The sequence below is a fragment of the Vibrio qinghaiensis genome, assembly GCF_002257545.1.
Classification (GTDB): domain Bacteria; phylum Pseudomonadota; class Gammaproteobacteria; order Enterobacterales; family Vibrionaceae; genus Vibrio; species Vibrio ordalii.
Window position 1 is genome coordinate 536926 of the sequence record NZ_CP022742.1, and the last position, 23560, is coordinate 560485.

The 23560-nt window shown below is 41.2% G+C and carries 23 protein-coding genes, 1 tRNA gene and 2 pseudogenes; 13 read left to right on the top strand and 13 right to left on the bottom strand.

Annotated elements, in window-relative coordinates:
* Window positions 1-105: 105 nt before the first annotated feature.
* Window positions 106-1110, top strand: coding sequence for a D-alanine--D-alanine ligase (locus tag CCZ37_RS15675; RefSeq protein ID WP_094501432.1), 1005 nt, complete (start codon window positions 106-108; stop codon window positions 1108-1110).
* On the opposite strand, the gene CCZ37_RS15680 is transcribed toward CCZ37_RS15675, so the two are convergent.
* The gene (locus tag CCZ37_RS15680) at window positions 1094-2053 is read right to left on the bottom strand and encodes a tyrosine-type recombinase/integrase (RefSeq protein WP_094501434.1); all 960 of its coding nucleotides are present in this window, start codon (window positions 2051-2053) and stop codon (window positions 1094-1096) included. The genes CCZ37_RS15675 and CCZ37_RS15680 overlap by 17 nt on opposite strands.
* A gap of 102 nt (window positions 2054-2155) precedes the next feature.
* Between CCZ37_RS15680 and CCZ37_RS15685 the strand changes: the two genes are divergently transcribed.
* Both CCZ37_RS15685 and yciH read left to right on the top strand, forming a co-directional pair.
* Window positions 2156-2527 (top strand): DUF3319 domain-containing protein, encoded by a 372-nt coding sequence (locus tag CCZ37_RS15685; protein ID WP_010320568.1) that lies wholly within the window; start codon window positions 2156-2158, stop codon window positions 2525-2527.
* A gap of 7 nt (window positions 2528-2534) precedes the next feature.
* A complete protein-coding gene (gene yciH, locus CCZ37_RS15690) occupies window positions 2535-2846 on the top strand; it encodes a stress response translation initiation inhibitor YciH (RefSeq protein ID WP_010320567.1) in 312 nt (103 codons plus the stop codon).
* A gap of 500 nt (window positions 2847-3346) precedes the next feature.
* Here yciH and CCZ37_RS15695 read toward each other — a convergent pair whose 3' ends face one another.
* The 9 genes from CCZ37_RS15695 to CCZ37_RS15735 all read right to left on the bottom strand — a co-directional run bounded on the left by CCZ37_RS15695 (window position 3347) and on the right by CCZ37_RS15735 (window position 11823).
* Window positions 3347-3502 (bottom strand): YoaH family protein, encoded by a 156-nt coding sequence (locus tag CCZ37_RS15695; protein ID WP_013867794.1) that lies wholly within the window; start codon window positions 3500-3502, stop codon window positions 3347-3349.
* A gap of 45 nt (window positions 3503-3547) precedes the next feature.
* Window positions 3548-4738 (bottom strand): conjugal transfer protein TraF, encoded by a 1191-nt coding sequence (locus tag CCZ37_RS15700; protein ID WP_094501436.1) that lies wholly within the window; start codon window positions 4736-4738, stop codon window positions 3548-3550.
* Between the two features lie 60 nt (window positions 4739-4798).
* Window positions 4799-5683, bottom strand: coding sequence for a DUF2861 family protein (locus CCZ37_RS15705; protein WP_094501438.1), 885 nt, complete (start codon window positions 5681-5683; stop codon window positions 4799-4801).
* Complete coding sequence (gene vxrB / locus CCZ37_RS15710) at window positions 5680-6339, bottom strand: response regulator transcription factor VxrB (protein WP_010319486.1); 660 nt, start codon at window positions 6337-6339, stop codon at window positions 5680-5682. The genes CCZ37_RS15705 and vxrB overlap by 4 nt, the downstream gene beginning before the upstream one ends.
* The gene (gene vxrA, locus CCZ37_RS15715) at window positions 6314-7768 is read right to left on the bottom strand and encodes a sensor histidine kinase VxrA (protein WP_094501440.1); all 1455 of its coding nucleotides are present in this window, start codon (window positions 7766-7768) and stop codon (window positions 6314-6316) included. Before vxrA ends, vxrB begins: the two co-directional genes overlap by 26 nt.
* Window positions 7769-7918: 150 nt before the next feature.
* Window positions 7919-9295 carry a Re/Si-specific NAD(P)(+) transhydrogenase subunit beta gene (gene pntB / locus CCZ37_RS15720; protein WP_094501442.1) on the bottom strand — a complete coding sequence of 459 codons (1377 nt, stop codon included), beginning with the start codon at window positions 9293-9295 and terminating at the stop codon, window positions 7919-7921.
* An 11-nt stretch (window positions 9296-9306) separates the two neighbouring features.
* On the bottom strand, window positions 9307-10857 hold the full coding sequence (locus CCZ37_RS15725; RefSeq protein ID WP_094501444.1) for a Re/Si-specific NAD(P)(+) transhydrogenase subunit alpha: 1551 nt from the start codon (window positions 10855-10857) through the stop codon (window positions 9307-9309).
* Window positions 10858-11159: 302 nt separating this feature from the next.
* Window positions 11160-11444 (bottom strand): HlyU family transcriptional regulator, encoded by a 285-nt coding sequence (locus tag CCZ37_RS15730; protein ID WP_167372452.1) that lies wholly within the window; start codon window positions 11442-11444, stop codon window positions 11160-11162.
* Window positions 11445-11454: 10 nt separating this feature from the next.
* Window positions 11455-11823, bottom strand: coding sequence for a late competence development ComFB family protein (locus CCZ37_RS15735; protein ID WP_013867802.1), 369 nt, complete (start codon window positions 11821-11823; stop codon window positions 11455-11457).
* 114 nt (window positions 11824-11937) lie between these two features.
* Here CCZ37_RS15735 and CCZ37_RS15740 point away from each other — a divergent pair, with 114 nt between their 5' ends.
* Window positions 11938-13302, top strand: coding sequence for a GGDEF domain-containing protein (locus tag CCZ37_RS15740; RefSeq protein WP_094501448.1), 1365 nt, complete (start codon window positions 11938-11940; stop codon window positions 13300-13302).
* A 175-nt stretch (window positions 13303-13477) separates the two neighbouring features.
* Window positions 13478-13690: a cold-shock protein gene (locus CCZ37_RS15745; RefSeq protein ID WP_013867804.1), complete on the top strand. Its 213-nt coding sequence runs from the start codon at window positions 13478-13480 to the stop codon at window positions 13688-13690.
* A gap of 81 nt (window positions 13691-13771) precedes the next feature.
* On the opposite strand, the gene CCZ37_RS15750 is transcribed toward CCZ37_RS15745, so the two are convergent.
* Window positions 13772-13846, bottom strand: a tRNA-Gly gene (locus CCZ37_RS15750).
* Window positions 13847-14208: 362 nt separating this feature from the next.
* Between CCZ37_RS15750 and CCZ37_RS15755 the strand changes: the two genes are divergently transcribed.
* The 3 genes from CCZ37_RS15755 (at window position 14209) to CCZ37_RS15765 (ending at window position 17212) form a co-directional block, all read left to right on the top strand.
* Complete coding sequence (locus CCZ37_RS15755) at window positions 14209-14445, top strand: RNA recognition motif domain-containing protein (RefSeq protein WP_017042829.1); 237 nt, start codon at window positions 14209-14211, stop codon at window positions 14443-14445.
* Window positions 14446-14636: 191 nt separating this feature from the next.
* Window positions 14637-16988, top strand: a complete 2352-nt coding sequence (locus tag CCZ37_RS15760) for a fatty acid cis/trans isomerase (protein ID WP_094501450.1) — start codon at window positions 14637-14639, stop codon at window positions 16986-16988.
* 35 nt (window positions 16989-17023) lie between these two features.
* Window positions 17024-17212 (top strand): hypothetical protein, encoded by a 189-nt coding sequence (locus CCZ37_RS15765; RefSeq protein ID WP_010318257.1) that lies wholly within the window; start codon window positions 17024-17026, stop codon window positions 17210-17212.
* Window positions 17213-17272: 60 nt separating this feature from the next.
* Here the strand turns inward: CCZ37_RS15765 and CCZ37_RS15770 are convergent, their stop codons facing one another.
* On the bottom strand, window positions 17273-17722 hold the full coding sequence (locus CCZ37_RS15770; RefSeq protein ID WP_010318258.1) for an RNA-binding S4 domain-containing protein: 450 nt from the start codon (window positions 17720-17722) through the stop codon (window positions 17273-17275).
* Window positions 17723-18042: 320 nt separating this feature from the next.
* Here CCZ37_RS15770 and CCZ37_RS15775 point away from each other — a divergent pair, with 320 nt between their 5' ends.
* The 5 genes and pseudogenes from CCZ37_RS15775 to CCZ37_RS19645 all read left to right on the top strand — a co-directional run.
* Window positions 18043-18438, top strand: a complete 396-nt coding sequence (locus CCZ37_RS15775) for a PPC domain-containing DNA-binding protein (RefSeq protein WP_094501452.1) — start codon at window positions 18043-18045, stop codon at window positions 18436-18438.
* A gap of 261 nt (window positions 18439-18699) precedes the next feature.
* Window positions 18700-20304: an ABC-F family ATPase gene (locus tag CCZ37_RS15780; protein WP_094501455.1), complete on the top strand. Its 1605-nt coding sequence runs from the start codon at window positions 18700-18702 to the stop codon at window positions 20302-20304.
* A gap of 519 nt (window positions 20305-20823) precedes the next feature.
* Window positions 20824-21660 (top strand): beta-1,6-N-acetylglucosaminyltransferase, encoded by an 837-nt coding sequence (locus CCZ37_RS15790; RefSeq protein ID WP_094501457.1) that lies wholly within the window; start codon window positions 20824-20826, stop codon window positions 21658-21660.
* A 135-nt stretch (window positions 21661-21795) separates the two neighbouring features.
* Window positions 21796-22017: a TA system antitoxin ParD family protein gene (locus CCZ37_RS15795; RefSeq protein ID WP_094501459.1), complete on the top strand. Its 222-nt coding sequence runs from the start codon at window positions 21796-21798 to the stop codon at window positions 22015-22017.
* Window positions 22010-22171 (top strand): annotated as a pseudogene (locus tag CCZ37_RS19645) (type II toxin-antitoxin system RelE/ParE family toxin); the annotation flags it as partial. The gene CCZ37_RS15795 and the pseudogene CCZ37_RS19645, both read left to right, overlap by 8 nt.
* A 159-nt stretch (window positions 22172-22330) precedes the next feature.
* On the opposite strand, the pseudogene tnpC reads toward CCZ37_RS19645, so the two are convergent.
* A pseudogene (gene tnpC, locus CCZ37_RS15805) lies at window positions 22331-23511 on the bottom strand (IS66 family transposase).
* Between the last annotated feature and the right edge of the window lie 49 nt (window positions 23512-23560).

The following is a 23560-nucleotide window of genomic DNA, read 5'->3' on the forward strand; positions in this document are numbered from 1 at the left end:
TGTTACAACGGTAAAAAGGTTTTCCTTGGCTAAAACCGTGTAACTTCACACTGAATTGATTATCATGCTTTATAGTTTATTCGTCAGCAGCATGGACAGATTTTAATGACTCAAACAACAATCCTATTATTATGTGGTGGCGGTTCGTCAGAACATGAAGTTTCACTTGTGTCAGCCAACTATTTACAAGCACAACTTGAAAAAACAGAAGGTTTTCAAGTTATTCGCGTCGAAATGCGACCCGATGGTTGGTACAGTGAAAAGGGCGATCTGAGTTTCTTAGATACCAATGCTGCAACGTTGAATACCAATGGTGTCGCCGTCAATATCGATTTTGTGGTTCCTTGCATTCATGGTTATCCAGGGGAAACGGGCGACATTCAATCTATGCTCGAGCTGGCTGGCATCCCATATTTAGGTTGTGGTCCAGAAGCCAGTGCTAACAGTTTTAATAAAATTACATCTAAGCTTTGGTACGATGCGCTGGGCATTCCTAATACACCTTATCTTTTTCTTTCAGAAAATAATGCACAAGCGCATCAAGAGTGTAAGCAGGCCCTGGAAAAATGGGGAAGTGTGTTTATTAAAGCGGCGAGACAAGGCTCATCGGTTGGTTGTTACAAAGTCACCGAGGTTTCACAGCTCAACAGCGCAATCGATGCGGCTTTTAGCTACTCGGAACAAGTTCTGGTTGAAAAAGCAGTGAAACCTAGGGAATTAGAAGTTGCCGCTTATCAGCTTGACGGTGTTTTATATCTTTCTAAGCCGGGTGAGATCATCGCACCAGAAGACGCATTTTATACTTATGAAGAAAAATACAGTGCGACTAGCCATTCGATGACTGAAGTACAAGCTCAGAATTTAACCAGAGATCAATTAGAAATGATAAGTGATTGTGCTGCTAGGGTTTTTACCCACATGAAGCTTAGGCACCTTGCACGTATTGATTTCTTTTTAACCCCAGAGGGAAACATTTATCTTAATGAAGTTAACACCTTCCCAGGCATGACTCCCATTTCAATGTTTCCTAAAATGTTAGAGCATAATGGGCATAGGTTTCATGAATTTCTAGCCAATTGCGTGACAACGTCACTCAATCAAAAGCTTTAATGACCTTAAATTTCATCTGTTCACTTTCTGCAATGTCGAGCTTACCAATGTATTGAGCTGGCATTGCAGGGCTTAACCATCGTCCAAATTGCTGAATATCTTGAATTTTATAACCTTGTTTAGCCAGTTCTTGAGCCGCACCAACACGGGTTGATTGGCCTGAAAACCTCAATTCAAACATGCCTAAACGTTGCCCTGCATGACGTAAGATACGAAAAATAGACGCATCATTTAAAGATCTATTTGAAATATTGCCATGGCGATCGATTGAACAAAATACAATGTTAGACTCTTTATTAAGTAATTGTAGCCACTTTTTAAGTGCAAGAGAGGCCGATTGAGAAAGATAATAATCGACATTTCCCACGATGATCTTCATTTGCCCATCCACAGTTAAGACTTGGCCTGTACTTAGTTTTTTAAGCTCACTTCGTTTCAAAGCACACTCAAACATCACATAATAGATTGCAAGATCGCGGATATCCTTTTTGTGAGGTGAATGAATAAGTTGTATATCTAGTGCTAATAAATGTTTTTTCGTTAACGGTGTCGCTTGCTTAGCATCATCACCTTTCTCTCCTTTAAGACGAAACAAAGAAAGTTGAGTGAGTCGGTTTTGCGTGGGGTCTTTCATCGAAAGTAAGTGATGGATGATACCAATAGTGACCATGTAACGCCTGATAGTCGCGTATTTTCTCACACGAGCTTCCGTTTCGATAAATTGCCTAACAGCTGTTGTTGAGCCAGGAAGAGGAGTAACACATCTTATTTTGCAAAATGTAACAAAATGATTCCAATCTTTAGTCATGGCCAAAGCGGAGTTCTTCGAATATTGCCAATGTGTCAAATGTTGAAATTGTTCAAAGCAAACTGTGTCGGAAAATTCGGTAACCTTTTGTTTTAAAATCATAGGATCTGTGATGAGAGGGATGTTTTTTTTCATCTTGATGCACTATAACAATATGGTTTATCGATAAATATACTTGATAACGCTGGAGATACAATTATTATTTAACTAACCTAAAATTAAAAAGACCAATAACATATGGCTATAGCGACGTATCGAGGATTCACCCTTACATCTGCTCCCAATTCTACAGATATATGGCAAGTTAAGATCAAAAACCATGTTTTGACTGGTAACCTTGCGGCAGTAAAAAAAAGCATAGACTGGTGGTGTGACACGGCCTCCATCATTGATCCTAGAGAGTTCGATGCGGTAGGTAAGAAGAGAGAGGCCCCAGATGGTAAACAAGAGCAATTTGGTGGCTTTACACTGAAAAATGATACAGGTGAGCTCAATGGCTGGTATTGCTTTTTCAATGGTCGCTTAATCAAAGGTTCGAAAGTGGCTATTCAAAAACATATCGAAGCTTATTTGCTTGCAAAACAGAAAGCAGAACAATTGAAGAAGTAAATTATTTATGACACTTGTATATTCTACGGATTTAGGCCGTATCAAAGCTGAGCCTGAAGTTATAGAACGCCCTAAAGGAGATGGAGTGGCTAGAATCCATCGTCAAACAAAAGGGCGAAAAGGGAAAGGCGTGAGTATCGTGACCGGCTTGGATTTAGATGATACGGCATTAAAGCTATTTGCGGCAGAACTCAAGAAAAGTTGTGGGTGTGGTGGCTCAGTAAAAGATGGTGAAATAGAGATCCAAGGTGATGCTCGAGACAAAATTAAAGCTTATTTAGAAAAGAAAGGTTTCAGAGTTAAACTAGCCGGAAATTAACGTATTAATAACTAGAATGAAATCTTCGATTATCAGACTAGTTATTAGGTATTTTATGGTAAATACTGATTATGTTTAATGGCTACATCCCTAGAAAGCGCACAAAGGCATGGCGCTTTCATTTTGTTACTAAACATTTAACATAAGATATATAATGCGCACCGTAGGGTTGAGAGAAGATTAAAGTCGGATTGTTCAGGTTAACGTTACAGTGTATTGATTTGGAGTTTTATCCTGGCACGATCAGCACTTATTCGAGATGAACGCAGTGACATGTAATAAAATTACACTAGGTTGATTTGTGATATCCGCACAGTTTTTTATTCTGCTGTATCTTATTGTTTTTATTTGATATTATCCTTTCTTTTTCGATCGGATTCGATATGTGCAATGAATTCGTTTCTGGTTTGTAATGATTTAAAGTCGAGATAATAAGGGTATAAAAAAGCGTCCACTAATGAGTGAACGCTCTTATGCAATGGAGATCGTTAGGTTGAGAATTAATTCGTTTTATCTGCGGATTTTTCTGCTCTAATTTGAGATGCAACGATTTTTATGGCTTCTGCGGTGCTGATACCTTGAGCCATTAGTTGTTGAATTTTCTCAACAGCTTCTTGCTGTTCTTGGTGAGATAAGGTTGGAATATCATCAAACATTTAAAAAGGCTCCGGTTGATTAGGAGCCTGACTATAAAGATCGAGTTAGTAGCTTGCAAGGAAATTTATGTAAGCTCCCATCGCATTATCGTTTGTATAGCTTGCTCCAATGTCCAATTGGAAGAGATTGAGAGGTGAGATCCCTACTCCTGCTGTGATTGTTCCATCCACATTATCGTAAGCTAAGTTCTTTTTATAGCCTGCTCTTAATTTTAACTGGCGCATGATATCGATTTCCCCACCCACTCGAATCATCTGTGTATTGTCGTTAAAATTAGTGTAGCGCTCTTCTTCATTAAGATCATAATCTACACTTAATGTGACGTAGTCTGCAACAATACCTACGCCTACTGTATAAAGTGGCCTCATTTGGTATGCGTAGCCAATATTGATGTCTCGTGTTTTACCGAATTGGCTCTGAAGGCTCTTAGTGTAAGATTGAGTTTGAATATCACGCTTGACTAAATTGGTTGCGGAAAAACCAATTCGTAGAGGGCCATAAAACCATAAAGCACCAGCATCTAAGTTAAACATCGTTTCACCCTGACCATTATCTCGTACATCTTTTATATCGTAACTGGTCACACTTGCAGTATAAACATAGGTGTAGATGCGTTGAAGTTTGGGAGTTACACCAAACGCAATATGTTGGCCTAAAAATGTTTGGTACTTAGCTAGAGAGAGACCTACTTCTGTTACTCCAACTGAAACAGCATTCACTGCACTGAGCTCGGCGTTTTCAACAGATTGTAGCTCTGGAGTTAATGAAGCAGTGTTTTCGCCGCTGTAAACATCAGGAGTGACAAACGTTTCGGTATAGGCTTTGGCGAATAAATTAGCCGCTATAAATTGGTTAGGAATGGCAAAGGCGACAACACCGCCAATTTCGGCTTTTAGTTTATCATTTTGTAAATTATCTAAACTTTTCTGCAGCTGTTCAGTATTTGTGTAATCTTTTTTTTCTATGAAGCTTGAAATGCTGTCTAAATCATCGACCATGTGGTCTTCATCATTATAAGAAATCCCGAAGCTAGGAACGATCATGCCTGCGTCATCGTTACGACGATAAATAGCCACAAGTGCAGGATTATAAAATGGGGCAGTGAGAAAGTTCGCAGATACAACCCCTACACCACCCATCGCATCGCCTCGCGCCTCTATTGCATAATTAGCTGCGAAGCTGAGAGAGGGTGTAAGTACTATTGCAAGTGGGAGTATTTTCATGAAATTTTTCATAATGTTATAAGCGCGTCATTTCCTTTATGTCTATAACGGCATATTGTCTATGATCTTTAATTATTCATCTACTGAAACATCGTAGGTTTTACTGATTACTTGAGATTGCTCAATAATAATTGGCCCTTGCCAACGCTGCTGAGTCATTGATACAGCTAGTACATATCGATCGGCAGCTAAATTAGTTATTTCAAGCGCATTGGGGTATTCGGATTCGTAGCGTTTACTCCATATTTCAGAGTATTTTCCGTCTACATAATCATATAGTGATACGTTTAGTTCTGGCAAAGGACAGTGAGGGTTAAGCAGCGCTTTTTTTTCAATTTGCCATTGATCTTTTGAGGCCCAACGTACAATTTGTTTTGCTTTGGGTTCTCCGAGTACAATCCATGCACTCCAAGATTGTAGATCCTTAGCCGTTATATCAAGACGGTATAAACCCATTGTAATTTTACTATTGAGATTATAACGTTTTAAGTAATGTGCCTTTCCAGTGACGCTGTCACTCGAAGTGGTCGTTAATAAGCTATCGGTGGATAAACTTTTATCGACCCACTGGGTTAACGCAATATCCGCAAGCGGTTTTTCAGCATCCACTTCTAAATCAACATGAAACGCATCTCTTCCTGGGCTCTGAATCTCTTGTCTATTAATGGTGATCGATTTAAGCCATTCTGGTAGTGGTTTTTTATCTAAACTTTTACCACAATCAACGTTTAATGACTGTAACAATAATTCATTGAGATGGTTCTGAATGTTTTTATTATGCCCAAGCTGCCAAACTTCGACAAGTGAGTTAAACATCGCTTCTAAATTGTTATTTAAAAGATTTTGATGTGCTTGAGTCAGTGGTGTGATTTGATCAAACCACTCAATATTTTGTGCTTTAGAAGGCATAGCCACATACGCTATGCCTAGCAATAGTAAACGAGATTTCTGCATCACGCTTTCATCTTGTATCCAACTCCCCGTAAAGTTTCAATCTCTAGCCCAGGAAGTTTTTGTCGCAATTGCAGTACATGGGTATCTACAGTTCTTGTGGTTGGAAAGTGGTTATAACCCCATACATGATCGAGTAATTCATCACGCGTAAACACCCTCCCTAGGTTACTCGCCAAAAATAAAAGCAAATCAAATTCAGTACGTGTTAGGGTAATTGAATCTTCCTTAAAAAAAACTTCTCTTGTCGCTTTATCAATAACAAGGTTTGGGGTAACCACTTTAGTATCGTCTTGCCCTTCTGATTCAGGCGAACGAAGCTGTGCTCGAATACGTGCGAATAGTTCAGCCTCGGCAAAAGGCTTGGTTAAGTAGTCATTTGCCCCTGCATCTAAGCCAGTAACTTTATCTTTAACGGTTACCAATGCCGTCAATAGAATTACGGGTAATTCTTTTATTTTACGCCATTCAGGCAAATGCTGGATGGAGTCGCCATCGGGTAATTGACGATCAAGAATGACCAAATCTGCACTATCCCAATACTGTTTTACATCTGCAATAGTTTCAGCATGTAAACAGTCATACCCTGCTTGTTCAAGGCTTACTAATAAACCATCGGCAAGGTTTTTATCATCTTCAACGAGAAGCAATGTCTGTTTCACAGGGGATCTCCAATATAAATGTGGTTGGTGGTCCAGCGAGAGTCATCTTGCCACCCATTCGACCTACCATTGATTCTACAATAGTCAAACCTAAACCTAAGCCACTTTTACTGACGAAAGGTTTCCGTAAATTTCTCCAATCTCGATGATTTAACAGACCTTGATCTGTAACTTTGATCGTGATTGAATTTTGTTTAGTTACCACCTCTAACGTAACTGGAGCAACTCCGTATTTAACAGCGTTTCTAATTAAGTTATCGATGCATGTTCCAAGCCAGTAAACATTCAGTTTTGCCGCAATATCTTTGTTTATAAAAAGATCTATGCTTTCACGAAACTCTTCTTCCACTTTGTATTGTAACCACTCTTCTACGGAAGGCACCCAGCTTGTTGCAAGTGGTCTATTATCGGACTGTAAATAATCCTTGCTGGCTTCGGCCAGTTGCCGTAGACGTCTTGAATCTTCACATAGACGTCTAAATTCGTCATAAACCGTTGATGGTAACCTTTCAAATTCGCGTCGAAATCCTTCAACAGTCAGCAACAAACTTGCAATTGGCGTTCTGAGTTCGTGGGTAAGAATTTGCAAAACCAACATACGACTTTTCATTTCCTGCCGCTTTGAATTCCACCGGTAAAGAGACCATCCAAATACAAGTATGATGTTAGCTAAGACAAGAATCACCATACTTATCCGTAGTACGTTGGAATGATCTTCAATATTCCAACAAATGTTACCTCGCTGGATAAAACAGGTAGAATTTTCCGAAGTCATACTGTAGCTAAGTCCTGCTTTACTCGCGTTGTCTAACCATATGTCTTCATCAAAAACATAGTACATATCGCCTTTTCTTAGCCAAAGATCCTGGTTTTCTACAAACATTGTTGCACCTGAAATGAGTGCTAGAATTGTATCTTCATTCATGTTTTGAATACGGCCGAGTAAAGAATCAGCGTTTGCTTTGGCACGCTCTTGTATGTGCATGTATTGCTGTAACTCTAGAAAGCTATCAGGGTATTTCTTTACATAGCGAGCCGCATAAGTACCTCCGCCAGGGTGAATCAAAGTACTTCTTGCAAACCATTTTGAAGGTAATTTGGAGCCTTTACAAAAGGCTCTCGTAAAGACTAATGGCTCTGTTATAAGTGGACTGAGCGGTAATTTACCTGTACAGCTTTGAGATAGCTTATACAGTAGTTGAATGTCTTTTAAAGGGTATTCAGCCGTTTGCGGTAACATCGAATCCGGAGTGAGCAAACGGGTTGGGTAATCAACTTGCAAGGTACGGATATCATAACGTACATCAGCGGTACTATAATCAAAAAGCGACACAAAAATGTCGATGCGTTCTGGCAACGAATCGGCATGGGTTTGAATCGATATTAGGACTAAAACAGTCCCCAAGTAGGTCTTAATCGCTTTAAACAAGTTTTATTTTCATTAATGGTTTAGATTAAAAACTATATAACATTATTACCTAACAATACATTAAGCATGTTATATCCATGTCAATAATGATTACTCAAAAATAGAAGAAGCCAGCTAAATGCTGGCTTCTTCTATCTCTGGTCTTAAATGCTATAACGCTTTTGATATAGCGTCTACACTCTCTTTTGCATCACCAAAAAGCATATAGGTATTATCTTTAAAGAAAAGAGGGTTTTGTACACCTGCGTAGCCAGTATTCATTGAGCGCTTGAATACAATGACATTTTGCGCTTTCCATACTTCCAACACTGGCATTCCGGCGATCGGACTGTTCGGATCTTCTAATGCTGCTGGATTTACTGTGTCATTTGCACCGATCACCAAAACGGTATCCGTTTCAGTAAAATCATCGTTTATTTCGTCCATTTCTAACACAATGTCATAAGGCACTTTTGCTTCAGCAAGCAGTACGTTCATATGACCAGGCAAACGTCCCGCTACTGGATGAATACCAAAGCGAACTTTGATGCCTTGTGCACGTAACTTCTCCGTGATTTCGTGAACGGGATACTGTGCTTGAGCTACTGCCATGCCGTACCCTGGAGTGATGATCACTGACTTAGAGTTTTTCAGCATTTCGGCTACTTCTTCAGCGTTTATTTCACGGTGTTCACCGTATTCAACGTCTGCGCTGATAGCCACATCCTGACCAAAGCCCCCGGCAATCACACTAACAAAAGAGCGATTCATCGCTTTACACATGATGTAAGAAAGAATAGCACCTGAAGAACCAACCAGTGCTCCGGTTACGATCAACAAATCATTCGCTAACATAAAGCCAGCCGCTGCGGCCGCCCAACCTGAGTAAGAGTTAAGCATCGATACCACAACTGGCATGTCTGCACCACCAATCGAAGCCACCAAATGGTAGCCAAACGCGAACGCTATTAGAGTCATAATAATTAATGCAAACATGCTGCCACCATTATTAACGAAGTAAATCATTAATAATGTGGAGGCAACAATGGCCGCAAGGTTGAGCTTATGCTTATGAGGGAGATTGAGCGACGACGACGAAATGGTTCCACGCAGTTTACCAAAGGCGACGATAGATCCTGTAAAGGTGACGGCACCAATAAATACCCCAATGAACACTTCAACCAAATGAATCACGTGTTCAGCGTGATCGAGTACAATTGGCGCATCGATATAGCTGTTATAACCCACTAATACCGCAGCCATTCCCACAAAACTGTGGAGAATAGCCACAAGCTCGGGCATTTCGGTCATTTCTACTTTTTTAGCATAATGAATACCGATACCACCCCCAATGACCATCGCCAGCAATACCCAAGCTAAGCCCTGCGCATCTGGACGAAAAATAGTGGCGATGAGTGCGATAGCCATACCCGCTATACCATAGTAGTTACCAGCTCTTGCTGATTCCTGCTTTGATAATCCAGCAAGGCTCATGATGAAAAAGATAGCAGCAATAATATATGCGGCTTGTACTAATCCTGCAGACATATATTACTCCCTTAGTCTTTACGGAACATTTCAAGCATACGTTTGGTGACTGTAAAACCACCAAAGATGTTAATGCTTGCAATTAAAACAGCGATAAACGCGAGGAAAGTGACCACACCACTCCCTTGACCTATCTGCAATAAAGCTCCGACCACAATAATGCCGGAAATTGCATTGGTAACGGACATCAAAGGAGTATGTAAAGCATGAGTAACATTCCAAACGACGTAGTAACCTACGACACACGCTAAAACAAAAACGGTGAAATGGCTTAAAAAAGCCGCAGGTGCGACCGATGCGATCCAAGCAAAAGCGCCAACGGCAGCAACTAAGCCAGCAATTTTTTTCGTCGCAGAAACGGGTTCTTGTTTTTTGGGTTCAGGTCTAGTTGGTGCGGTCTTGACTTGCGGTTGCGCAGAGACTTGGATCGGTGGTGCTGGCCACGTTATTTCGCCTTCTTTCACGACCGTCACACCACGTAAAACAACGTCTTCAAAGTCAATATTGATGGACCCATCTTTTTCCTTGCATAACAATTTCAGCAAGTTAACGATGTTTGTTGAATATAATTGAGAGGATTGTGTTGGTAAGCGGCCAACCATATCAGTATAACCGACCACTTTCACACCATTGGCGGTTGTAATCACCTGATCGGCAACCGTGTATTCACAGTTACCCCCGTTGGCTGCTGCAAGATCGACGATCACGCTACCAGCGCTCATGCTGTCGACCATCTCTTTGGTGATCAGCTTAGGGGCTGGACGTCCAGGGATCAAAGCCGTCGTGATAATGATGTCGACATCTTTAGCTTGCGCAGCATAAAGTTCAGCGGCCTTTTTATTAAAGTCGTCAGACATCTCTTTGGCGTAACCATCGCCTGAACCAGCCGTTTCTTGGAAATCGACTTCCAAAAACTCTGCACCCATTGATTGAACTTGTTCTTTTACTTCTGGGCGAACATCAAAAGCTCGTACAATTGCCCCCAAACTTCCTGCGGCACCGATAGCAGCGAGGCCAGCAACGCCAGCTCCAGCAACCAGTACTTTTGCCGGCGGGACTTTGCCCGCTGCGGTAATTTGCCCTGTAAAGAAGCGGCCAAATTCATGTGCAGCTTCAACAACAGCGCGGTAGCCAGCAATGTTAGCCATTGATGACAAAGCGTCTAAAGCTTGTGCTCTGGATATTCTCGGCACTGAGTCCATCGCCAGCACGTTGATTTTTTTACTTGATAACTGTTCCATCAATTCTGGGTTTTGTGCAGGCCAGATAAAACTGATTAGGCTTGCCCCTTCTTTGATCAAAGCAACCTCATCAATCGATTGTTTTTCATCAACAATCGGCGCATTGACCTTCAAGATAATGTCTGAATTCCAAACATCTTGTGTCGAAACAATCGTGGCACCAGCCGCCTCAAAAGCCGCATCATCAAAACTGGCTAAAACCCCAGCTTGAGTTTCAATGGAGACGTCGAAGCCTAGTTTGATTAATTGCGCTACCGAACTCGGTGAAGCTGCAACCCGTGTTTCACCCGTAAGGGTCTCTTTTGGTACACCAATTTGCATAGTTATTCCTTGACTATTGGCACAATGATTATTCTGTTTTTATCTAACCACCAGCATAACTGCAAGCAGTTTGTAATAAAAATACAAAATGCTATTACATATAAGGTTGAGTAATGAGTAATGAGTAATGAGTGATTGTCATAGGTGAAAGACAAAAACACAACGACATCCAAACAAAGCCGAGGTCGAACCACTATCACAAAGCTCTATAAAAACAGGATATTAGCCCTGCATTTTACTCAATGGATAAGGGTATCGACTAATGAGGATATTCATTATGATTTTTATCAAGTTGGACGATGTTAGGAAAAGATTTTCTCGCCCATCTGATCGATGAGCATTTTTGCTTTTTTAAGCATAAGCTCATCAGCGTCGCTTCTGCTAGCCATGACATCGGAGCGGATAAAACGGTGAGTACATATTTCACCATTAACATCTTTACTAATTTTGCCAGCGACGCGATATTGCCCTGATTCAGACATTGCATCTTGGTAAATTAAAAAACCTTTATATTCAATGGGATCCAAAAGCTTCATTTTTGAGTCATTGCCTGACTCTTGATTAAATAAACGAGAAAAAAATCCCACAAGAGCTCCTTTAAGACTTGTTTGTTTCAATAATCGGCTTCTCGAACCACTCTAGTTCTAAGTTATCGTCAAAGCGCAATTGGCCTAGAATGATAGGAATATCATCTTCTCTGTGTCTACGTCGATCATTAACGATCATGCTTTCCGCCGATTCAACGGCAACTTGTGCATTTTCTTTAAGTATGACCAATTTTTCTTCAGGTAGCGCAGAGAGAAAATCTATGTCGTATCGAATATAGATCGGTCTCAATTGAGCAAGGGATAAGCAAGCGAGATCGGCAAGCTGCTCATTATCATAGTGATTTACATACTTATCTTCAGCCAATACGCGTCCGACAAGTGTTTCCATGTAATTATGTACATCAACACTGATTTGCATCCTTACACTCCTTCCTCTTCGTACTAATCAAAATATTTAGATAGAACTTAGCAGTAACAACTTAGCGTACCTTGGTGATTTTATACAACTTTTAGATGCGTTGTCGTCTAAACTTTGTTCAAGAGCTCGCTTTCATTTAGTAAGTCTAGCAAAAAGCTTGGCAATCTATTAAATAAAAGTATGCTATGGGCCTTATTATCAATTTTAATTTTAAATGCCACAAAGGTCATATTTGTATTATTAATGCCGACAAGTTTTGTATCATCTCATTGGTTTCGATTCTTATTCCCAATAGGGTTGTTAATAGCCATTATGTTGGGGATGGAAAACGTCATTCTGATCACTAGCGCCAATATTGGCTTCGCTAGTAACCTCCCTTATATTCTTTTCACGGTAGCAATCGCATTAGGACAAATTTTTAAGCAAGGGCGTTTGGCTATGATCTCGACAGCGATGATGGTGGCCTACGCAATCATCCAGTGGCGTTTACAGATACCTCTTTCTGCGGGAACAACCTTGCTAGAGCTTTCGTTATTAAGTTTGTTATTACCCGTTTTGTGTTTAGTGCCCTATGTGTTAGGAAGTAGTGCTACTGTATTGAGTAAAACTTATGGCCTATACATCGCCATTTTACTGCTGTTAGTGCTTTGGGCCGTTGTTACTTTGATGTACGTCAGTGATGGCGGATTTGAGAATTTTAGCCAGGTTTTTTTAGTAACGATACCAAAAATATCGAAATTGCCATTTTTGTTGGTGATGTACCTCTTGGCATTAATTGGGGTCTCCGCAATATTTGTGCTCACGCGAAACCAGATCTTAGACACTAGCATTTACGCCAGTATTTTACTCTCCTCCTTCACCTTTATTTTTTTCCACGTGAGTTATATCTCAAGCACACTGTTCTCTCTAGCCGGGGTTTTATTGATCTTATATCTAATTTCGGCGGGCCATGAAATGGCGTTTATTGATCGCTTAACGTGTATCCCAGCTCGCCACGCCTTAGATCTTGACATCAAATACTTAGGCAAAAAATATGCGATAGCGATGCTAGATATAGACCATTTTAAGCAGTTCAATGATCGCTATGGCCATGACACTGGTGATGATGTGCTTAAGTTGATTGCTAGCCGTTTATTGTTGACTCAAGGAAACGCACGTGTTTATCGCTACGGTGGTGAAGAGTTTACCATCCTATTTAAAGGAAAAAATGCACAGCAAGCTGCAATCTACTTAGATTTGCTTCGTAAAGACATTGAACAATACCAAATGGTCATTAGGAACGCAGAAGACAGACCAAAAGACGATAAGCTCGGTTCCAAGAAGCGTGAGCAGAAAACACCATCAAATCTCGTCTCTATTACGGTTAGTATTGGCGTTGCTGATAGCTACGCCTCAGAAAAACCTGAAGCAGTGTTAAAAATTGCGGATCAAGCGCTCTATAAAGCTAAACAAAACGGCAGAAATAGAGTTGAAGTATGAACAGTTACCTTGATTTAAGGCATCACATTTTGGTATAGAAATCGCAAAACTTGATATTCAACAAGGCGTGCATCACATTCACAGAAACTTCATTAGATTGTGCAAAATACTTTAGTTAAGTTATTTATGTTGCAACTGTTTCGCAACGTCAAAACAACATAGCAAGAGTAAGATTATGAGTGAAAAAGTAAACGGAATTGTAAAGTGGTTCAACCAAGATAAAGGTTTTGGCTTTATTACCCCAGATAATGGCAGCAAAGATGTATTTGTACATTTTTCCGCTATTACGGGTGAAGGGCGCCGCAACTTAGTCGATGGCCAAAAGGTGAGTTTTGTAATCACTGATGGTCAAAAAGGACCACAAGCTGAGAGCGTCAGTCCCGTTTAAGTTTTTAAAAAGAAAGACTCTAATCCACTCTTTCTAGGGTGGATTTTTTGTTTCTAGTAGACTGGATAAATACGAGAATATTGGAGCGGGCAGCGGGAATCGAACCCGCATCATCAGCTTGGAAGGCTGAGGTAATAGCCATTATACGATGCCCGCGCATCGAATCGACGCTGTCACTATGCCACAGTTAGCAAAAAAGAAAACCCATTTTTTATCAAAACCCGTTCAAGCGAACAGTAAATAAACAAAGTAAATTCAATTGGTTGAGATTTGTGTGCTTTTGGTTATTTTAAAATCAATTTGAACCGTTAATTTTCTCAGCCTAACAATTGATAACTATAAATGTTGCCAGTAGGACTTTTTATACTCATTAACGTCATGTTGCCGATGAGAATTCACCTCCAATAGCTCCTGTAAATCCTTTTTCAGCCAACACTGAGAATAATGAACGAATTGTTTAGCCAAATTTAGCTTTAGCTGCCACAATTCGCACATCATTAACTCTCAACAGGCTCACAATGAAACTTTTAGTTCGCAATCTATCTCGCTCTACAACTGAACAAGAACTGCGTGTTTTATTCTCATCTCATGGATCAGTGACGGAATGCACACTTGTTTTAGACCAAGTTACTGGACAATCAAAAGGCTTTGCTTTTATCGAAATGCCAAATGAAAATGAAGCTAATGCAGCAATTGTTAGCCTAAACCTCTCTGAAGTTACCAAAAGCAAAATCAGAGTCAAAGCGGCAGAATAGATACAAAGAACAACATCTCGTCAGTTCAAATATATGGGCTGACATTTTCACTTAATTTTATAGAAATCCTCAAAGTTTTTTAGCTCTTTTAATCATGGGTAGCTCTATGAACACCTCATTGGCGTCGTTTTGTGGTGTATTTTGTGAATATTTGCTTTAATTGGGACAAACTTTCCTAAATTTCTCGTGTTATGTCTTTTCATCGACTTATTATTCTTAGCATCGTGTTTTTTTCAGGATGTGCAATGTATGCGGGCTTGAACTATGACCAACTGTTTGGTGAAGCAAGCGTTCAATCAAGACAATCGCCAGTAGATTCAAAAAAAGCCTCTTTCTTTTTAAATGATGTTAAACCCATCATCGATCAGCGCTGCGTGGTCTGTCACGCCTGTTATGATGCGCCCTGCCAGCTAAAAATGTCATCAGTTGAAGGGATTGATCGTGGAGCCAGTAAAGCGTTGGTTTATCATGGTACGCGTCTGACGGCGTCGGCTCCTACCCGTTTGTTTGAAGATGCACAATACACAGAGCAGTGGCGAGATTTTGGTTTTCATCCTGTGCTGAACGAGAGATCTCAAACGCCTACCGCGAATCTAGAAGCAGGATTAGTCGCGAAATTATTAATGCAAAAAGAGGAACATCCGTTACCAGAACAAGATCAGCTAAAAGGTTTTGATTTCTCGATAGATCGCGAACAAGTTTGCCCAACAATTGAAGAGTACGGACAGTACAAACAAGATCACCCAACGTGGGGAATGCCTTATGGCATGCCAAATCTTAGCCCTCTTGAATACAATACGCTACTCACGTGGCTAAAAGATGGCGCAATCATGAATGGTCATATTCCGCTCACTTCTGATCAAGAGAAATGGGTTGCGCAATACGAAAACTTTTTAAATAAAGGTACTGCAAAGGATCAGTTAATGGCTCGTTATATCTACGAGCATCTTTTTCTTTCCCACCTTTATTTTTCTGAACTTGCTGGTCAACCTAGATTTTTCACTTTGATACGTTCGACAACGCCCCCGGGCGAGCCGGTTAACAGAATTGCGACAAGGCGTCCTTACGATAATCCTTGTGTAGAACGCGTCTACTACCGTTTGATTCCTGAGCAAGGCAGCATCGTAGATAAAACTCATTTACCCTATGCGTTGAATAAAAAACGTCTTGATGATTGGCAGGCATGGTTCATTCAACCTAATTATCAAGTCTCGGTTTTGCCTAGCTATGATATTGAAGTTGCCGCCAATCCGATGACGGCATTTGATGCCCTTCCGGTTAAAGCACGCTTTCGATTTATGTTAGACAATGCTCAAAACACCATCATGGCTTTCATCAAAGGGCCAGTGTGTCGTGGCCAGCTAGCCCTGAATGTCATTAACGACCATTTTTGGGTGTTCTTTTTAGACCCAGAGAAAGCGGATTTACCCGAAGTGAATCAATTTTATCGCTCGCAAGCCGCGAATCTGAAACTGCCAAGCGAGCTGGAAAGTAACACGTTGCCTATTACTCATTGGGTCCGTTATGCGCATCAACAAGCACGTTATTTGAAAGCAAAGTCTGAATTTACTAATCAGTGGTTCAAAAATGGCGAGAACTTAACCACAGATGTACTGTGGATGGGTGATGGCTATAACCCGAATGCGGCACTGACTATTTTTAGGCATTTCGATAGTGCATCGGTAGTGCAAGGTCTGGTGGGAGAAAACCCCAAAACAGCATGGGTGTTAGACTATGCCCTACTAGAAAGAATCCATTATTTACTGGTGGCGGGTTTTGATGTTTACGGCAATTTCGGCCACCAGCTCATTACTCGCATGTTTATGGATTTTCTGCGTCTTGAAGGTGAAAGTAATTTTGTCTCTCTGCTGCCTAGAGAGATAAGGCACCAAGAGCAGTCAAGTTGGTATCAAAATCAAAGCACTCAACTCAGTGACTTTTTGCAACGTAACGTGGCCCCTTTTGATCAACCGACCAGTATTGTTTACCACACGCAAGATCCAAAATCTGAGTTGTTTGCACTTTTGAAGTCTGAGCTTCAACCTGTGTTATCAAATCGTTATTCGATAATTGACACTGGTTTTTCAACGCGCAGTGAACAGATGTTAAATAGCATTAATAAGATCAAAGGCGAAGGGTTGCTGGCTGTGCCACAAATCATGATGTTGATGATCACGGCTGAAAACGGAGAGGATCAACTGTTTACTTTGTTGCACAATAACGCCCATCTCAATATTTCAAGTCTATTTGATGAACAAAGCAACCGTGACCCAGCGAATGATGGTTTGACTCTAGTGAGAGGTGTCATTGGCAGTTACCCTTCTGCTTATTTGTCACTGCATGAACACGAGATTGAAGAATTGGTGATCTTATTGAGTAAAATGCAAAATGAGCAGGACTACGTTAAGTTGCTCGATACGTTCGCCATTCGCCGCAGTTCTTCGAAGTTTTGGCCGTTCAGCGATAAAGTTCATGCATGGTATCGAAAAAATCAGCCTGTCGAATCTGGTTTACTTGACTACAATAGATTTGAAAACAGATAAAAGTCACCTTTAATGGGTGAGATGAGAGGTGCAAAATGACCATACGTGACAGCATTGAAGCACTAGAACAACAGATCTATATAGCCTGTTCGGAAGGTGACTATGAGACGGTCAATCAGTTAGAACATCAGTTGGAAGTGTTACTGTATAAGGCACAGCACCCTTTTGATGATGATCCTAACGCGTTAAATGGTGGATCGGCAACAGATGATGAATGGCGCTGAATAACAACGGGAGCCATATTGCTCCCGTCTTTTATTTATCAGATCATTAAAAACAGAAAATTAGAAAAAGTCTATAGAGTTACGGCCACTCTCAGCATCTTTGCTCTTAGGTGCATCGGAATTCTCTTTCTTTGTAGTCGTCGGCTTATTTCTAGCCGGCTTGGCTTTTGACGCCTTTTGCTTCGGTTTAGGCGCATTTATTGCTGCGACTACCGACGTCACCTCAGTTTCAGGTGCTTCAATCACTGGTTGGTCACACAATACAACGTAGTACTCTTGGTTAAATTCAAGAAAATCCCCATTGTACATTTTACGTCGTTTTCGAGTTTCAAGTTCTCCATTGACCGCCACATAACCATCGCTAATCAGGAATTTTGCTTGCCCGCCACCATCCACTAGGTTAGCAATCTTTAACACCTTATAAAGCTCAATAGGTTGCGTTGAAACTTCAATACCAATCGCCTCTATTTCAATTTCTTCGTTTTCTAATGTGTCTTTATCGTTAATCATTACGTTTTTCTTATCACGAATTTTCACGCAGTGTAATGCTAAATGCGCAAATTAGGAACCACAGTTAAGTACTTCAACTGAACTTATAACAGCAAAAGAGCCTATCATTGTATCGTACTTATAGGGTTTAGGTTACCTTGTCACCCTTTCCTATAATCTTTAAACATTAACCATTGGATCACTTGAGAGCGAGCTTTCAGAGCTGCGGGCAAAATTGCCACTTTGTGTCTCAACAAGGATATATAAGCAGTAATCTCTTTAGACGTAAACTCTCATGCACGATAAACTAAACACAACCATAATTTTATAACGAATTATCTATGATAAAAGTGACAGTGTCTCGCTTAATAAAAGGCCACGATTTAAAGCAATCCATTGCCGCGTTGATAAAGCAAGAGAAGATACAAGCGGGTAACATCGCTTCTTGTGTCGGGTGCCTATCTGAAGTGCGCATCCGCCTCGCTGATGGCTCTTCAGAGCTACACCTTGTTGATGCATTTGAAATTGTCTCTTTGGTTGGCACGCTAACCGCATCTCATCAGCACTTGCACATTGCGGTTGCAGATAAAACAGGCAAAGTGATCGGTGGTCATCTTTTGGATGGTTCTCTTATCAATACTACCGCAGAGCTGATTTTACATTCCTACCCTGACTTAGTGTTTGAGCGAGAATTTGATAATCAAACGGGCTACAGTGAGCTGGTGGCACCTTGTTAAAATCCCTTTAATGATAAAACTGAATGCGCATATGCTAGTCTGTAAAATGTGGTGAAGCGTGTTTTTTTATTCACCCATTTCTCCCCAATAACGACAGATAATTCGACGTTAAGCAATTTCCGTCTGTGAGCTATCTCTCACATCTGTTCTTTTTGTAATAACTCTGTATAATTCGCCGCCTATTTAACCATTGTTTATGTTCTGCTGATTTGGCGTCTGCACACCACTGATTCGCTAAACTCAATACCTAGGAAAACTCTCTTGATCTCTACCGCAAATATCACCATGCAATTTGGCGCTGAGCCTTTATTTGAAAACATTTCTGCAAAATTCGGTAACGGCAATCGCTACGGTTTGATTGGCGCCAACGGCTGTGGTAAATCGACGTTCATGAAGATCTTGAGTGGCGCGTTAACTCCCAGCTCAGGCAACGTCTCCATTACACCAGGGCTAAAATTGGGTGTACTGAGCCAAGATCAGTTTGCTTTCGAACAATACACGGTAATTGATGCCGTGATTATGGGTGACCGTAAACTATGGGAGATCAAGCAAGAGCGTGACCGCATTTATTCATTAGCCGAGATGAGCGAAGCCGACGGCATGAAAGTCGCCGAGCTTGAGAGCGAATACGCTGAAATGGATGGTTACACCGCCGAAAGTCGCGCGGGTGATATTTTGTTAAAAGCGGGTATTGAGGAATCGTTTCATTTTGGCTTGATGCAACAAGTGGCTCCTGGTTGGAAACTGCGCGTTTTGTTGGCGCAAGCCTTGTTTGCCAACCCAGATATTTTGCTGCTCGATGAGCCAACCAACAACTTAGACATCCACACCATTGGTTGGTTGGCTGAAGAACTTAATCAGCGTAAATGCACCATGATTATTATTTCCCATGACCGTCACTTTTTGAACTCAGTGTGTACCCATATGGCTGATATTGATTACGGTGAACTGCGTATTTATCCGGGTAATTATGAGTATTTTCTTGAAGCATCAAGCTTGATTCGAGAGCAGTTACTTTCTGGCAACGCGAAAAAAGCGGCCGAGATCAACGAACTGCAAGACTTCGTTAACCGCTTTGGTGCCAATGCTTCAAAAGCAAAACAGGCTAGCTCACGCGCAAAAAAAATGGACAAGATCAAGCTTGATGAAGTGAAATCCTCAAGCCGCATCAGTCCTTCGATTGATTTTGGTGAAGGTAAGAAACTGCATCGCCTTGCACTTGAACTGCAAAATCTTGGCCACGCTTTTGACGATGAACAGCTCTTCAACGGTGGCAATCTGCTGCTTGAGGCGGGCTCGCGTTTGGCGGTAATTGGTGAAAACGGCGTCGGTAAAACGACCTTTCTACGCTGCTTAGTCAAAGAGCTGCAGGCCAACCAAGGTGTGGTGAAATGGTCTGAGAATGCCTCAATTGGCTATTGCCCTCAAGACAGTACTGTCGATTTTGAGAACGATCTGACTATCTTTGATTGGATCTCGCAGTGGCGCACCGTAAAACATGATGATTTGATGGTACGTGCCATTCTTGGCCGACTACTCTTTACAGCTGATGATGTGAATAAGAAAGCAAGAAACTGCTCGGGTGGTGAGAAGAACCGTCTGCTATTTGGCAAACTAATGATGCAAGATATCAACGTGCTGATCATGGACGAGCCCACCAACCACATGGATATGGAAGCGATTGAGGCGCTCAATAACGCGCTAAAGTCCTACACGGGGACACTGATTTTTGTTAGCCACGATCGCGAGTTTGTCTCTTCGCTGGCCACTTCGATCATTGATGTGAAAAACAAACAGTTGGTCTACTTCCAAGGGACGTACGATGAATACTTGGCTCATCAGCAGAAATTGTTAGCGGCGGCGTAATCAAACCAACGTCATAATTCCTGATACTTGTTGCCGCCAGAAATGACGGCAACAACGGATAATTTAGATTGTACTGTTTAGGGCGTGTTGATCTTTCGTGAGTGTTTTTTGAGTGACATAATAAGGAGTTATGTTCATGTTCGGCTTATCCTACTTTGCAATAAATAGCATAAGATCACGCCTAGATCGCTAGTTCAACCCTTCTAATATTAAATGCATTACATTTTCACTTTATTAATTTTCCGCCTAACGCCCGGTTAAGGGGCTGACAACGCAAACCACTGAACCTAAAATAACAACCGTAATCACAAATGCCGATTTGAACAAAAACCGCCACGCGGTGGCTGTCCCTCTTGAAGCGTTTGTATGGTTTATATTTCATTGCTATTGATTAATCAAGACTGAGCCCCCATGTAGTCTATGGATAAGAACACGCCTTACCACTCAGAACATACATTCCCTAACTGAGATAACTGGAGCGTGAAAATAAATATTCCAGATTTCTCAAGGAATGATCTAATGATTGCTTATCTTATTCTCGTTCACCGCTATCCAGGACAATTTAAACGGCTCTTTCATGCCATATACCACCCAAATAATCATTACGTTATCCATGTTGACAAAACTTCTGGAAAAGAAATTTCAGATGAAATAACTTTGTTTCTAAACGAGTACCAAAATGCTGAAATTCTTGAATCAGAAAATGCGCTATGGGGTGGGTATAGCTTAGTTAATATTGAACTTCGTGGTATGGCTAAGTTATTAAACATGAACAAAAGCTGGACACATTTTATAAACCTAAGTGGACAAGATTTTCCATTGAAAACTCAGCCATATATTCATGAGTTTTTGTCAAATAATAAAGACAAAGAATTTATTCGAGCACTAGACCAAAATGCAGCTAGGCCTGAAACGATGAATCGCATACAAAATATGTGTTTTGAATATAAAGAGCATATTTATCGACCTGAAATAGCCAGGAAATTCATGCCAGGGATAACACCATTTATTGGCACCCAATGGATGATTGTGTCACGAAAGTTCTGTGATTTTGTTTGTAACACGGATGCATCTCTGCCCTATAAAGAATTTTACAAAAATACATTTATTGCTGATGAAGGATTTTTCCAAACGGTTATGATGAATAACGATTGTCATGGTGAAATAATTCAAGATGACTTGAGACTTATCGATTGGGTACCAGATGGAGACATAAAGCTTAGACCGAGGACATTTACAATGGACGATATTTCCAACTTAATTTCGAGCCCTAATCTTTTCGCTCGAAAATTTGACCTATTAGAGGATGCTAAAGTCGTGGATAGGATCGAAAATCACCTCGCTGCAATAGTCTAATTTTTAATGAGCCACCCTGTATTAACGGGGCGGCTCAAAGAAACCTAACGCCCCTCTTGAGCCGTTTATGATTCATCTTGCTACCTTCGTAGCGCCACACTACAATTATTAAAACTTTAAATGGAGGAGCACATTATGTCTACCGCTAGCATACGCCTTGATCAAGACCTCATAGATAAAGCCGCTATCATGGCCAAAGCATTGAATCGCACTACACCAAAACAAATTGAACACTGGGCTAAAATTGGGGAAATGATGGAAGATAACCCAGATTTACCTTATGAATTTGTTCGACAAGCCATTATAGCTAAAGCTGAAAAAGAAGCCGGTAAACTTGAGGCATACAACTTTGGCTAATATTACACAGGTTCTTCAAACACCATCATTCAAAAAAACCGTTAAAAAACTCCACCAAAATCAGAAAGTGGATCTCGACAATGCGGTCAAAGCACTTATCGAGGATCCGCTTTTAGGCGAGCAGAAAAAAGGAGATTTGTCCTTTCTCCGTGTTTAGCAACTGATGCTTAAAATCTCTGTGTATAGCATCAGAAACATCGATATGATGAGAAATAAAATGGAGTTCTATATGAGTTACCAATCTGTACTCAGTGAGTTCAAAGGCGCATCCGACTCACTCGTTTGTATGCGCCCCATGATCCCACGGGGCGTTTTAGTGTGAGAAGTTCCAAGGAAGCAGTGAGTTGATATCAGGCTCTGGCTTTGCCAGTTCTTTCATACATTTGACCATGTAATCGTAGAGTATCAGTCCGTTCGCTTTCGCCGTCTCGATGATGCTATACAGCAAAGCACTCGCATCAGCACCAAGCGGATTCGTCGAGAATAACCAATTTTTTCTGCCAATGACCAGCGATTTGATTGCGCGTTCCGCTCGGTTGTTGTCGATAGATAAATGCCCATCTTCAACATAGCGTATCAGCTTAGGCCACTGACCCAAGGTGTACTTGATCGCTTTACCAAGAGGACTCGATTCGATGACTTTCTGCGTGGTTAACCAGTCATAGAAGTCATCCAACATCGGTTTAGCCTGCGCTTGTCTTTCTGCCCAACGCTCTTCGACCGAAGCCAGTTTTAATCGAGATTCAAGTGCGTACAACTTTTGGATTTTGGCTAACGCCACATCCGCTTTACCTGTTTTACCCTTGCCCTGAAGCTTCTTCGCTTCCATGAACTTACGACGTGCATGAGCGAAGCAACCGACATTGGTGACGTTGGCTAATCCATCATAAGCCGCGTAACCATCACTTTGCAGATAGCCTGAGTAATCACCCAAGAAGTTCACGGGGCACACTCTCGCGCGACTGTTTTGATAGTCGAACAAGACGATATTTTTCATGTCAGGGAGTTTAGCTTCAGGGGCGTCGGCTCCCGAGCAGTACAACCACATATAACATTGCTTGTCTTCCTTGAGCACATTGAGCGGCGTTTCATCGGCCTGAACCACCACTTGTTCGAGTAAGTGAGCCTTCAGTGCCTGATAAAGCGGTTTGAACTTTTCACTCACCTGGATTACCCACCTGGCCATGGTCGTTCTCGATAACTCGATACCTGATTGGGTGAACAAGGTTTCCTGACGATAACTTTCGCCGCTTCACATTCCGCTTCATTGAAGAGGTCACCCTGTGCTTCGTTATACGGCTTTAACGCTTCCGAGCGTTTGGCGAATTGACGGTCAAGGGCCAGTTTAAACTGCTCAATTAAGGATTGGCGCTCTTGTTGCCATTGCGCTTCCTTCTTTTGCAGCGCATTTTTCTCCGACATCAACGCTTTCACCATAGCTTGAAGCTCGGCGATGTCTTGGCTTTCTGGGTTAATATCGGGCGTCTTTTTCATGGCATTGATTATACTAAAAACACCACGTCAAGGCTTGGTATAACTGACT